This is a genomic window from Veillonella sp. AF13-2 (assembly GCF_003603295.1).
Classification (GTDB): Bacteria; Bacillota; Negativicutes; order Veillonellales; family Veillonellaceae; genus Veillonella; species Veillonella parvula_E.
The window spans coordinates 148345-162129 of record NZ_QTMT01000002.1; the positions used below are offsets into that span (position 1 = coordinate 148345).

The 13785-nt window shown below is 40.0% G+C and carries 12 protein-coding genes; 2 read left to right on the forward strand and 10 right to left on the reverse strand.

All coding sequences use genetic code 11. The annotated features are described in order from the left end of the window. Window positions 1-95 precede the first annotated feature (95 nt). The 4 genes from DWV85_RS04590 to DWV85_RS04605 all read right to left on the reverse strand — a co-directional run bounded on the left by DWV85_RS04590 (window position 96) and on the right by DWV85_RS04605 (window position 4503). The gene (locus DWV85_RS04590) at window positions 96-962 is read right to left on the reverse strand and encodes an RluA family pseudouridine synthase (protein ID WP_123138138.1); all 867 of its coding nucleotides are present in this window, start codon (window positions 960-962) and stop codon (window positions 96-98) included. 1 nt (window position 963) lies between these two features. Then, window positions 964-2157 carry a GNAT family N-acetyltransferase gene (locus tag DWV85_RS04595; RefSeq protein ID WP_123138139.1) on the reverse strand — a complete coding sequence of 398 codons (1194 nt, stop codon included), beginning with the start codon at window positions 2155-2157 and terminating at the stop codon, window positions 964-966. A gap of 193 nt (window positions 2158-2350) precedes the next feature. Beyond that, window positions 2351-3286, reverse strand: coding sequence for a phosphatidylglycerol lysyltransferase domain-containing protein (locus DWV85_RS04600; RefSeq protein ID WP_331711869.1), 936 nt, complete (start codon window positions 3284-3286; stop codon window positions 2351-2353). A gap of 101 nt (window positions 3287-3387) precedes the next feature. Continuing rightward, window positions 3388-4503: an efflux RND transporter periplasmic adaptor subunit gene (locus DWV85_RS04605; RefSeq protein ID WP_123138140.1), complete on the reverse strand. Its 1116-nt coding sequence runs from the start codon at window positions 4501-4503 to the stop codon at window positions 3388-3390. A 111-nt stretch (window positions 4504-4614) separates the two neighbouring features. On the opposite strand from DWV85_RS04605, the gene DWV85_RS04610 reads away from it, so the two are divergent. Continuing rightward, window positions 4615-5466, forward strand: coding sequence for an aldo/keto reductase (locus DWV85_RS04610; protein ID WP_123138141.1), 852 nt, complete (start codon window positions 4615-4617; stop codon window positions 5464-5466). A gap of 55 nt (window positions 5467-5521) precedes the next feature. On the opposite strand, the gene DWV85_RS04615 is transcribed toward DWV85_RS04610, so the two are convergent. The 3 genes from DWV85_RS04615 to DWV85_RS04625 form a co-directional block, all read right to left on the reverse strand. Then, complete coding sequence (locus DWV85_RS04615; protein WP_038125671.1) at window positions 5522-5860, reverse strand: branched-chain amino acid transporter permease; 339 nt, start codon at window positions 5858-5860, stop codon at window positions 5522-5524. Next, complete coding sequence (locus tag DWV85_RS04620; protein ID WP_008714808.1) at window positions 5853-6518, reverse strand: AzlC family ABC transporter permease; 666 nt, start codon at window positions 6516-6518, stop codon at window positions 5853-5855. The genes DWV85_RS04615 and DWV85_RS04620 overlap by 8 nt, the downstream gene beginning before the upstream one ends. 100 nt (window positions 6519-6618) lie before the next feature. After that, window positions 6619-7785, reverse strand: coding sequence for an iron-containing alcohol dehydrogenase (locus DWV85_RS04625; RefSeq protein WP_123138142.1), 1167 nt, complete (start codon window positions 7783-7785; stop codon window positions 6619-6621). A gap of 261 nt (window positions 7786-8046) precedes the next feature. Here DWV85_RS04625 and DWV85_RS04630 point away from each other — a divergent pair, with 261 nt between their 5' ends. Further along, a complete protein-coding gene (locus DWV85_RS04630) occupies window positions 8047-8865 on the forward strand; it encodes a MetQ/NlpA family ABC transporter substrate-binding protein (protein WP_004694891.1) in 819 nt (272 codons plus the stop codon). A gap of 72 nt (window positions 8866-8937) precedes the next feature. On the opposite strand, the gene DWV85_RS04635 is transcribed toward DWV85_RS04630, so the two are convergent. The 3 genes from DWV85_RS04635 to DWV85_RS04645 all read right to left on the reverse strand — a co-directional run bounded on the left by DWV85_RS04635 (window position 8938) and on the right by DWV85_RS04645 (window position 13694). Continuing rightward, complete coding sequence (locus tag DWV85_RS04635; protein WP_004694890.1) at window positions 8938-9753, reverse strand: nitroreductase family protein; 816 nt, start codon at window positions 9751-9753, stop codon at window positions 8938-8940. A gap of 746 nt (window positions 9754-10499) precedes the next feature. After that, window positions 10500-12053, reverse strand: a complete 1554-nt coding sequence (locus DWV85_RS04640; RefSeq protein WP_123138143.1) for a nitrite/sulfite reductase — start codon at window positions 12051-12053, stop codon at window positions 10500-10502. A gap of 249 nt (window positions 12054-12302) precedes the next feature. Then, window positions 12303-13694 carry a cation:dicarboxylase symporter family transporter gene (locus tag DWV85_RS04645; RefSeq protein WP_123138144.1) on the reverse strand — a complete coding sequence of 464 codons (1392 nt, stop codon included), beginning with the start codon at window positions 13692-13694 and terminating at the stop codon, window positions 12303-12305. Window positions 13695-13785: the final 91 nt, after the last annotated feature.

The following is a 13785-nucleotide window of genomic DNA, read 5'->3' on the forward strand; positions in this document are numbered from 1 at the left end:
CTATTGTTTTTTGTATACAAGGATACAGGGATAATAAGCTTCTCATTCAATAAATACGATCGGTTTATTATTTAGAGTAGAAAAATCAACGATTATTATTCTCGACCAAAATTATCCCCTACTTCACAGGTAACCGTAATAGCTTCGTCCTTACCATACGGCACGAAGGTTAGCTCCGATGCATGTAAGCATTGGCGTGTATAAGGCTTATTGCGCGTACCATACATGGCATCACCAACAATAGGATGTCCAATGTATTCCATGTGTACGCGAATTTGATGAGTTCTACCAGTCAATAACTTAAAACGTAACAGAGTATTGTCACCTTCATAACCGAGAACGGTATATTCCATTTGAGCCGGCTGACCAAATTCATCGACAACGCGGCGATTATCAAATACTGGATCTACCCCGATAGGCACATCTACCATACCATCCTCATCAATACGCCCTTCTACAAGGCCTATATAAATGCGGTCGATACGACCTGCTTGTAGCTCATCCGTATAGTATTGTTGTGCTTCTTTTGTTTTACCAAAGAGAATGCACCCCGATGTATCTCGGTCGAGGCGGTGCACAGGTCGAACCTTATGAACTACGTTTTTCTTTGCATAATATCCTGCCACATAGTTACTTAATGTACAAGACTTCGTTTGCCCTGCAGGATGAACGAGCATAAAGGGATCCTTATTTACAACTAACGTATGCGCATCTTCATAGAGAACTGTAATCGGTCCCTTTTCTACATCAACCCCATAATCCTTATCTTGTGGTAATTCTAAGGTTAACACATCCCCTTTTTTGAGTATCCGTTTTGAATGAGCCACACGGCTATTAACTTTTACCCGTTTCTTGCGAAACATCATTTGAATATCCCGAGAGGATAAGGAAAATCGTTCTTTTACATATTTAGAGACCGTCAACTCTGTCGGTTCTTTCACCGTATACGTTTTCCAGCTCATATTACCACCATTCGTTAATATATGTTTTTTGTTCAGGATAGAGAATATCGAAATAGTCTAACCATTCTTCTCTTACTGAAAGTTTCCCTTCAAAAACAAGGTCTCGAGCCGTAAGAGTGCCCATTAATAACTGGCTCAATGCACCGACTTCAACGGTAATATCTGCTTCGCCCTCTAATGTATCAGAAATCTTTTTAACGGATGGCGTTAATGCACCGCCATATTGCACTTCATAGCAACCTTCGTTCCAGCTGCAAAGTTTATCTTTTACTGCAAAGGTCATTGTGATAGGCATCATCAATGCCTCTGGATTTACAGGAATCGCTTCAAAAGCAGTTTTTACATCTACAATACGACTCATCATATACGGCATCGTAGCGTGACCAGTTCTACCATCAGGATAGAAGCGATAGTATGTATCATGAAGACCTTCATTCCAACGAATAGAAGTGCCTTGAGAACGGTGATTATAGAAGTAGTTCAATAATGCACGTTGTGCACGGCGTGTCGTGTAAACCAATTCAGAAACAGGAATTTCAGGCTGACCTAAACGATACACTGCATAGCCTTCAATGACGTTATCATCGTTGCGCACTACAGCAATGTTTACGCCTTCTGCAAAGAAGCTGCCTAATAATCGTTTCCATTCCTTTTCACCGCGCTCTGCGTAGCCGGAAAGACGAGCCGTATATGTTTTATATACTGGATCTAACAAAGTCCATTGATCTACGCTATTTAGCAAGCCAAAGCTCAACGTTTTATCTGTCATAGGGCGCAAGTCTTCTAGCGACATGGTGTTCACCCATTGATGAGCATAAAGTTCCCAACCATATTGTTGATAGAATGCCGCCTTGGATGGCATCAAAATCGTCATAGCTTGGCCGCGTTTACGAAGCTCATCTAGTGCAGAGGTCAATAATGCACCGCCTACTCCACCACGGCGAGCCGCAGGATGCGTTGCAACGCCTACCATATAACTCGTAGGTAATACAGCACCGCGAACGTTAAGATTATATTGACGCAAATGAACGGTGCTCAACAATTGATCCTGTTCTAGTCCGACCATTGTATTCTCTGGTTCATAGCAATTTGTAAAATAATATTGGAAGAATGGATCTTCCTTTGGTTCAAAGCAGTACGCCCATAGATTCTCCACATGAGGCGTATCTTGAGCCGTCGCAATTCTAAATTCCATATTTATATCCTCGTTATATCATAAAAGCTACTATCTATCTGTCGCATCACAACATATAATATCTAAATGTATCGCCATACATCATATCATCATATCGCCATGATGATACGATAGTTACATTCAAATAGATAGGCTGATAATTCTATTATAACAAAATGAGCTATGAAGCACATCGGCTTCATAGCTCAGATTTTTATTTGCCGCCTGTCGCATTATCAGCTTCGTTAGCATATACTGCGTCATATTTTTCAGCAAAATGATCTGGGTTATAAGATTCTTTTGCTTGACGAAGGCCAGGCAAACCCATATCTTCTTCGCGGTTGATAAATTCTACTTCGCTAAATTCATGACGAATGAATTCATTGTTAATAGCTTGATACAAACCACGAATATCTGGATTTGCTTTTTCAATGTGAATCAAAGCAATTCTGTCATTGAGTAGCTCACCAATACTAAAGGCTTCGACACGGCCGAATAGTTTAATAGCACCGCCCTTAAGTCCCAACACATCCCAGTTATCAAATAACAAATTGATGGCTATCAATTCATCTTCGATACCTTCTTCATGATGCGTTTCTACCCAAGATGCTGCCGTTTCACGACATAATGGAATAATATCATCTGTAATCGGCACATATTCATAGTTAGAATATTGCATGCGGAATTGGTTTAAATGGTTTTTCTTTTGACGGAATTTCTTACCAGACAAGTTGATAAGATCTTCGGACTTGTAAATGTATTCGTAGTTATCGCGGTCAGGTGTAAATGCATAGCGACCAGGACATAGGTCTTCCATGCGTTCTTTTACATCTTTGCTAACGCCTTTAAATCGGAACGGCAATTTATTTTCTACGAACCATTCTTTAGCACGCAACAAACCATCAAGGAACTTTGCATCTTTACCAGCAAATGGAGGCAAAAGGAATGGCTCACGCTTGCCACCACCTTGGATGTACAATACGCCATTTTCTTCAGCCCAGCGAATACCGTACGGATCTTGCCACATAAACAATGTAGTAAAGCAATTATCGGATGCTTCATAATGATGTTGTTCAAAATATTTGTCGATTAATGGTTTATCTCTCAATTCAAAACGTTTAAATTCTAAAATAATAATCCCTCCTATCAGATTCCTCTTTTGAGGTTACTTTCACGGTCTGTGAAAGTTTCGATTCTACTATGTTTAAACATAATCCTAACAATCTAGTATTAAACCCATAGGGGTCGTAATCACAATTTTACAGATTCACCTAACTCAAAGGTGCCATCCGTTGTGATAACCTTGTCACCTTCGTTGAGTCCAGAAATAATAGCTACGTCATCACCTTCAGTAATGCCTACCTCAACAACACGTACATCAACTGTATTATTCTCGGTTAATACATATACATATTTGCCATCTTGATTTTCCCGAACCGCCTTAGTTGGAACGGTCAGCATCTTGGCTTTCACATTAGATTCAATAACGAGTGTATAGAATTCACCAGCCTTGATAAGGCCTTTCTCATTGTTGAAAGTAGCTTTTACGAGGACACTTGGCACATTTTCAGGCTGAGTAATATCTACATAAGTCAATTCACCCGGTATTTCTTGGTCCCCCACCTTGAGAAGTACCTTCATACCATTCTTGGCTTCAGCTGTACCTAACTTCATAGCCGCATCACGAGGAATGCTGAGGGATGCAACCATCGGCGTAGATTGCTGAATCATCATAAATGGACGGTCTGCAATCGCCATTTGACGGTCTTCGTTATAGATAGATGTTACAGTACCTGCTATAGGAGCCACGATTGTAGATGCCGCCATCTGAGCCGATACTTGTGCGATTTGTGCCTCAATGGCTGCCGTATTGATGCCTCCGCCACCACCGGTTGTAACTGTTGTAGTTTGTGGTTGAGATCGTTCCAAAATACGATCATATTCTTTTTGTGTGATTATGCCCGCTTCACGCATGCGTTGAGCCTGTTCCAGTTGAGTACTGTCTATAGATGCTGCAGTCGTAGTCGTCACAGCTGTGGCATATGATTGTGATTGGGCTTGCGCTAATTGTCCTTGCAAGGATGCTAGCTGTTGTTGTAAAGCCGATGTATCTACAGTTGCCACAGTTTGACCTTGCTGTACTTGATCGCCTACTTTCACGGCATACACGACCTGCCCCGTCAAGGTCGGCGTTATCGTCGCCTTATTAAGGGCCGTTACATTGGCATCATTATGAATCTGCAACGGCATATCCTTGTACGTTACCTCTGCGACGGATACGGTTTTCGTACCACATCCCGCAATAGCGAGTGTCATAATCATAACGCCAAGGATAGCAATTACAGAGCAAAAACGATTTATTTGCATTCTGTCACTTCCTATCATATTGATTTTTATCAATACCTTAGTATATCATAAAATCAGTTAGAATTGTATGAAAGCTAATTCCTTTAATTTATGAATATAACGGAGGTTCTCATGGAAGAACGGATGGACTTTAGGATTTTAAATAATGGTAGCTTTATTCCCTCCATCGGTTATGGTACCTATAAAACAGGTACCGAAGGAGAGACTGAACAAGCTGTTTCCAATGCACTTAGCGTAGGCTATCGTTTACTCGATACGGCCGCCTATTATGGCAATGAAGAAGCCGTGGCTAAAGGAATCAGAGCATCTGGTATTAAACGAACAGATATAATCATCACTACTAAAATTTGGCACACTGATGCGGGCTACGATAATACGATGCGTGCTGTTGAAAGCTCCTTAAAGAAATTAAATACCAACTATATTGACATCATGCTGGTGCATCAACCACTGGGTGATTACTACGGTTCTTGGCGCGCCATGGAAGAATTATACGATCAAAATGTACTTCGTGGGTTAGGCCTATCTAACTTCTACGAGGATCGCCTCATTGACTTGTTGTACCACTGCAATGTAAAGCCGGTGGTCAACCAAATCGAATGCCACCCGTTCAACCAACGTCAATCACTCTTACAATTGATGAGAAAGCATCAAGTTGTAGGCATGGCATGGTCTCCATTTACCCGTGACCGCCAACCGATTTTTGACCATCCAATCATCAAAAGCTTGGCGGAAAAATACGGTGTTTCAAAACATCAAATCATCTTGCGTTGGCACATCCAACAAGGCATCATTCCATTGCCAAAGGCAAATAACGTGAGCCATATGGAAGCTAACTTCGATGTATTCGATTTCAAACTCACCAACATCGATATGGACGTTATGGAACTACTAGACCAACAAGACTTCTTGGAAGACCATCATACTGCGCCAGGTCTTGAAAGACTTTTACAACTAAAATAAAACATAAAACCACGTATATCTAACCTTTCATAGGAATAGATATACGTGGTTTATTTTATCTTGTTACATTAAATATGGCTTGTACAAGAATCATATACGCTACAGTTCCTGCCCCAATAGACATGAACATATTTCGCTTCCACATATGAAGCCCCACTGTAACTAAGAATGCAATTAATTCAGGAAGTCCGTAAGGATATATTAGAACTACAATATCTTTAAAAGTGTACACAACAAGCAGACCCATAATCGCTGCAGGTAGAGCCTTACCTAAGTACAATACAAAGTCTGGCGCCTTTTTACCGGGAGGGAAAATGAGAAAAGCCGCAAATCGTGTGAGCAATGTACCTGCTACTACAATAGCAACAGTAATGACCATTTCTAAACTAGTCAAGGCGTACACCTCCCCACTTATACGCTATATAACATACTACGAGCATACACCCCATAGAAGCAAGCATAAATAAGGATTTTCCCGTTAATAGAAGCATTGCTAGGGCTACAACGGCTCCAACAGCACCTAAGCCTCGAATATTATTACTTTTAGCATTAAATAACATTTCAAGGAATATAACAATAAATAAGCCAGGTAATACAAAACCAATACCTCGCAAATCTACAGATGCTAATAAATCGCCGAACAATCCCCCTACAAGAGTACTCACAACCCAGAAGATATAATTAAGCCACGATACATGGAAGTAGAACCATTTTTCATCTACATCATCGGGTAACTTCGTAGATACATTAATTGCAAAACTTTCATCACACATCCACGCAACTGTAGGAAACCACTTCCATCCCATATGCACATATCGCTGTAGTGCAGATAGACCATAGAAGAAATGACGCCCATTGACAAACAAGGTCAACATAAAAGTATTCACTGGATCAAAGCCTGCCATTAACAGCCCAATAGTTACGAACTCCATGGAGCCTGCAAATATGGTACTAGCTAAAACAGGAGCGGTCCACCAAGGAAACCCTTGACTGGTAGCATACAAACCAAAGCCTACTCCAAGAAAGAGGAAACTAAGCCCCATGGGAATCATAATAGGAAGTGCAAAAGAAAATGCACTTCTATTTTTTATTTTATTTATAGGGAGCGCCTCCTTTCCATATCATACAAGTTTACACTGTTAATCCCCTTAATTATAAGGCACGCATTAAAATCTCGCGAGCTACTTCTGGTGTTACATCACCATTTTCACCAAGTTGTGTCATGCCATGGTCCTCTAATTGTTTCACAATTTTATCAACTGCTTCTTCACCAAGACCATAGTCTTTCAAATGCGTAGATACGCCAAGGGACTCGAAGAATTCACGAGTTTTAGCGATGGCCTTGTCCGCTTTTTCTTCGTTTGTACCTTCTGTAATATGCCATACCCGTGTAGCATATTGTGCCAATTTTTCAAGTTTGTCTGCTTTTTTCACTTCTAACAATGCAGGTAATACGATAGCCAATGTAATACCATGGTCAAGATGGTACGCCGCAGTTAACTCATGGCCAATCAGATGAGTTGCCCAGTCTTGTGGCACGCCGGCACCAATTAAACCATTTAATGCCAATGTAGAGGCCCACACGTGGTTAGCACGAATATCGTAGTTTTCTGGATTTTCTACTGTTTCTTTGCCGATTTCAATCATAGTTTTTAAAATACCTTCGCTGAAACGATCTTGAATACGACCTTCTACAGGGTATGTTAAATACTGCTCTGTGGTATGCACAAAGGTATCGATAACGCCATTCTTAACTTGTCTTTCAGGCAAGGTGAAAGTCAATGTTGGATCAAGCATGGAGAACTTAGGGAATACTAAGCTACTGAATACAGGGTATTTACCGTCACCATAAGTAATAACTGCACCATTGTTCATTTCGGAACCAGTTGCAGGTAGTGTCATAACTGTGCCAAATGGTAATGGATTTGGTACCATGTCTACCGGAACCTCTGGCACACCAACTTTCATTACCTCAATAACGGGACCATCATAGGTAGCACCCATAACGATAAGTTTTGTAGCATCTACTACAGAACCGCCGCCTACAGCGAGAACGAAATCTACGCCATGTTCTTTAATGAAAGCTACCGCACGTTCACAAGTTTCAAGAGATGGGTTTGGCTCAATACCACCAAACTGCTCAACCTTGCGGTTACCAAGAGCTTTCACAATGCGATCAATAAGACCACTGTGCACAGCGGAGCCACCACCATAAGTAATGAGCACCTTTGCATTCTTTGGTACCAATGTATCTAATTCATCTAAACGGTCTTTACCAAATACGATATGTGTAGGGTTATAAAAATCAAAATTATACATACATCCTCCATTAATCCGACATATAGATATATGAATCCATATTAGAATTATACAAAAATATTTAAAATATAAATTTACTACCTAGCGATCACACATTCAATATAACACATTAATCAATATATTATATTGAATTGTATTATAAATGAGCTAGAATTTCACCATAGTTTTAATCTATAGCTAACTGATATGCTTTTATCATATACAAATCCCCTTCATCCATGATAGGATATAACCATTATAAGACTTGAAAGGGATGATTATATGAAATTAAAAACATTGTTAGCACCATTACTTATCGGTGCTCTTGCATTTGCTATCGCTGGTTGTGGTAGTACATCAAATCAATCAACACAAACACAAAAAGAAATCAAAATAGGTGCTACATCTGGTCCTCATGCACAAGTAGCTGAAGCTGTAGCAAAAGAAGCTAAAAAACAAGGAATCGATCTTAAAGTAGTTGAATTCTCAGACTATGTAACACCTGATAAAGCCCTTGCAGATGGCGATATTCAACTGAATGCTTATCAACATGTACCATTTATGGAAAACTTTAACAAACAAAATGGTTCCAACTTAGTAGCAATCGGTAAAACAATTTTGGTGCGTATGGGCTTATATAGTAATAGCGTACACAGCGTACAAGATGTACCTGAAGGCGCTACTGTTTCTATCCCAAATGACCCTACTAATGGTGGTCGTGCATTAGCATTATTAGCTAAAGCTGGATTAATTACGTTAAAAGATGGTGTCGGCTTCAAAGCAACAGTTGCAGATATCACATCTAACCCGAAGAATATAAAGATTCAAGAACTAGAAGCAGCTCAATTACCTCGTAGTCTAGATGATGTAACAATTGCAGTTATTCCAATGAACTATGTGCAAAGTGCTGGTCTTAGTGTAGAAAAACAAGGTTTCTTCTTCGAATCTAAAGATGAACCACTAACAGTTATCGTACTTGCAGTTCGTAGTGAAGACAAAGACAACGAAACATACAAAAAAATTGCAGATATTTACAAATCTGATGCTATTAAACAATACATCGACGAAACATTCAAAGGCACTATTACAACTGCCAACTAATAAAGTTTATATCGTCACTATATAACTAAAAAGAAATGCCCCAATGATTACAATCATTGGGGCATCTCTTTTTTACTCTTCTGTATCAAATGTAACATCTAATGGTTGACGCTCTACAATATTGCGATATCGTACTTTAGGATATCCCATAAGAATGCCACCAGCTACAATTTTATCATCAGGTACACCTAATTCATCTAATAATGGTTGGTATTCAGCTTCTCCAGCATGTTCAAAGAAACCAGCCCAACAAGTACCAAGGCCTAAAGTCGGCGCATATAGCTCAGCATAAGACAAGCAAGAGTGACCACTATCATGGGTACGATGAATATCTTTTTTAGAGCCAATTGCCACTACGAGAGCCGGCGCATCGCGCAAGATATACTCCTTGCCTTTATCTACCTCTGCTTGAGCAGCACGAGCATAGAGACGCATAATCGGTACTGTTTTTGCAGCCAGATGCATCCACTCTAGAACAAGATCAGCAATACGGCGCAACGTTTGTTTATCTCGGATTACTATATACGAAATACCTTGTGTGTTAGTCGCTGTTGGCGCCATTCTTGCAACGTTTAGCACTTTGCGAATGAGCTCTACAGGGACTGGTCTATTTTGATAGTTACGAATAGAGCGACGACTACGCATGAATAGCTCAGCTTGCTCAGGCGTTAACTTAGGTTCCTTTGTAATATCGATTTGCTCCTTACGCGGTGTCATATCGCTATCAAGAGCAAGCGTTGGGCATACGGAAATACAATGCCCACAGGAGATACAACCTCCCCTGCCAGTTACAGGTCCAGCATCGGACATCACCAGCAATCCGGTCGGACAGTCAGCAACGCAAAGGCCGCATCGTGTACAGACTTCTGTATTGACGGTAAATAACATCTGAATATCCTCCAAATACTACTATAAAGCCTATTATAACATACAAAATCAAGTCATATCTAGTTTTAAACAACTATTCTAATTGTAATGGAGCTAATCCCTGTTCCTATATTTGCCTTTTGGATGGGGCCCCGTTTCATTAATACAACTTGGTAAAAAAAGTAAGAATACGCTTGCTTGCTCCGTTCTTCGCAAAGTCGTTGCACAAGCGTATTCTTACTTTTTTATCACTGTATTTATAAAGATGCCCCATCCAAAAGCGTAAATAATCTAGCTAATACTTATATAGAGTCATTACAATTACACCTTGAAATAAATCATAGAAAACACTATCATTTTACACATTATAATAAACTTTATAGTAGTGGCGCCATGCCCACCGTATGGGAAGGACTAGCCAGAGGCTAATCTACTGGCTTGTCTTGATGCAAATTCAGTCAAAACTACTTAACCGCTCTCGCCTCTCCGCTCCTCTAATTATAAAAGCATATTGAGTAAATATCGAATGTAGCTTGTCATGGGGCCGCTCTGTATATTAGTAGGGTAAGTCGCTTTGCTATGGGACTAATTTACATCAGGTGTTATAAAAATGAAACTGGATACCCCTGCAGCGACTTTACGAAGGACGGAGCAAAGAGGTACCCAGTTTTATTTTTAATTAAGTTGTCGCAATGAAACGGGTCCACATAGCAATCGACGTAGAAACTACTTATATGCTAGGGCCCCATGACAAGCGGAAACCACATTTACTCAAATGCTTTTATAAGTTCCATGTATTGCGCTTTGTGTGTCATTCTCCATGTCCCAAAGTCTGGTTCTGGAGATTCGTTTAGAATATTTGCCAAAGATTCCAAAAATTCTGGAATTTTTGTAGCTACAATATTGCCAGCCATTTTACCGAAGTTTTCAGAACCCATGTGTTCTGATCCACCATCTACAAGGATGAATGCTACCATAGGTTTTTTATCTACTAATTTTACAGCACCATGGAATCCAATTTCACCGATTTGGTGTGTACCACAAGAATGTGGACAGCCGGATATATGTAAACGAGGTAGTTTTCTTGTGTCTACACCCTTTTTTTCAAGGTGTGCGAAGATATCTTTTAACAGACCGTTAGAGTCTTGCATACCAATCTGACATATAGTAGAACCAACACAAGATACGGAACGGCGGAAATCATTTTCGGCACTATCATCAGTTATTTCCGCAATTTTGCGTGCTTCATCAGCTGTAAGATTAATGAAGAACAATGCTTGGTCTGGCGCAATACGTGCTTCTACTTGGTCAAGTGTCACTGCATAGTCAAGGGCAGCCAACAAGTGTTCTACGTTCGCATCACCACCTGCTGGATGGTATTCTACGTAATATAAACCTTCTTGTTTTTGACGGTGAATACGATAATTTTCCACAGAATCATCACGCTTACCAGTTTTTGTAATTTCATAAGCATAATCAGCTGGATTAATAGTTAGGTGTTCTACTTCTTTTACCATAGCTAGAGTTTCTTCATAGATCTTGATGAAAGCTTCCGCCCCACCCATTTCAGCAGGCATATAACGGGTACGAGCCTTACCGCGGTTTTTGAAGTTACCATGGTTAGCAAAAACCATAAGCATAGCTTTCACATGGTACAAAACATCCTCAGGCGCTACATCATGTGCCACCGGAATACCAATGCGAGGATTAGGACCAATACCACCACAAGCATACACATCAAAGGTATTGTGTTTTGTTAAGTTAAAACCTAGGTCCTTGAACGTAGAATGTGGGGTACTATCAAAGCCATTATCTATACCCATTTTAAATTTGCGAGGGATCTTGATATAGAACATTTGCTCCATAAGAAATACGCTAATAGCTGTTGCATATGGCGTAATATCTAAAGTTTCACGAGGATCAATGCCACGTAAAATACTAGCCACCACATTGGGATTGTCACCGCCAGCGCCACGGTTATAGATACCGTGGTCATAACATTCCTTATAGAGACTCAATATAGTATCACCATCAAGGCCATGCATTTGTAAGCATTGGCCGGTAGTGAAATGTACGTGTTGCAGGTTATATTTACGAATGGAGTCCGCTAAAAACTGCATGTGCTCGCGCGTCATGCGACCACCGTTGAAGCGCCAACGGCTCATGCCAGTATTTGCACCGCGCTCAGCGTAACTACCATAAGCACCAGATTGTCCTTTATAGTCTGCAATGGATAATTCTTTCTTATAGAACTTATGTGTCATATCCTCAAACTTTGGATAATCTGCAATTAATCGATCTTTCAATTCTTGTGTAATCATACTATTACCCTCTTGGCTTATATTTATTAAGCATAATTCGTAACTTTATAACGCTTAGTATACCATATATGCATAAGTATGTTAGTAGCTAAGCTCACAATTTCAATATCGATTATTAATAATATAGTTTACAATCTGTAATAATTATCACTTTTAAAAAGGCAAAAGAAGCTGTAACCAAATGTGGTTTTACCACATTCAGCTACAGCCCCTTTTTATAATAATTATATGATTAAGTGTTGCTAGTTTTTATACGCGACCTTCGTTAGGATTATTGTATGCGTCTTTATCGATGGTTCCCATAATTTTGTCTACTACCAAAGCATTTGTTAAGGACCCAGATACGTTCAAACATGTACGTCCCATGTCAATCAATGGATCGATAGCTAGAATTGGACTAATGGAGGTGAAGTACGCTCCAAGGCCTGTACCACTAAGGGATACAGATGCCGCCATTGTAGCCGTACCTGGCACGCCTGCGATACCAACAGAACCAATAGCAATAACGATAACACTCATGATATACATAGTCATATCGAATGGAATATTGGCTACATTAGAGATGTACACCACAACAAGTGCTGGGAACACGCCGGCACAACCTTGCATGCCCGCAGTAGTACCGAAGGAAGCTACTGTATTAGCAGTTGTAGCATTTACACCAAGACGTTTTGTCAAGGTCTCTACAGTTAATGGCAATACCCCCATCGAAGAACGAGAAGTAAACGCCAATAAGAGTGGTGCTTTTGCTTTCTTGAAGTATGTAATCGGATTGTAACCAAAGCTAGTAATCAAGATCGCTTGTACAACAAACATAATCAAAAGACCAACGTAAAGTAATACTACGAACAAGCCCATATCAAGAATAGCTTGTACACCGCGTGTTGCCAATGTAGAAGCTAATAAGGCAACTACACCATATGGCATAAGACCAATAATGAAATCAGCTACCCAGGAAATCAACTGGTGAAGTTCATTAAATAGTTTTGTGAATACCTCCATAGAGTTTGTCCCTGTTTGTTTTAATAGACGAGCTACGCTACCCAAGATAATTGCAAATACAACAATGCCGATAACATTTGTTTCAGCAGCCGCTTGAATTGGATTGCTTGGGATTAGTGCTCGGAATGTATCAACCATAGGTTTGATTTCACGAATCTTCTTACCAGATTCAACAATATCAAAACCTTGACCTAAACCGAAGGCATTCCCCAAAATTAGACCGACTATAGCAGCAACGGCTACCATGCCGAGATTCGTAGAAATCATAGCAACTACTAACTTTTTGAGGTTAGCACCTGTCTCCATGTGCAAAATAACGTGAACAATAGAGATAAAAACGATAGGAATAACAAGCATGCGGATTAAGTCGATGAAACCGCCCCCTACGAGAGAGAACCACTTTGTACTTTCCTTGATGTAAACCACTTTGGATGGATCATCAGGGAAGCCTGCAATAATTTGAACCGCTATACCAAGTACGGCACCAGCAATAGTACCAATAATAACAAGATTACCGAAGGATGTGCCCTTGCGTTGCAATACATAAATACCAATTAACACGAGCACGAACACCGCGATAATACCAATACTTAGTGGATTGCTTAACATGAGGTAATCTGTAAAGAATGGAATATTCATAATACACCTCTTTAATTCATATCACAATAATAGGTTATGAACTTAGTATAGCATATATCGAAAAAAATACAAGTATAATATTTAATTTTTG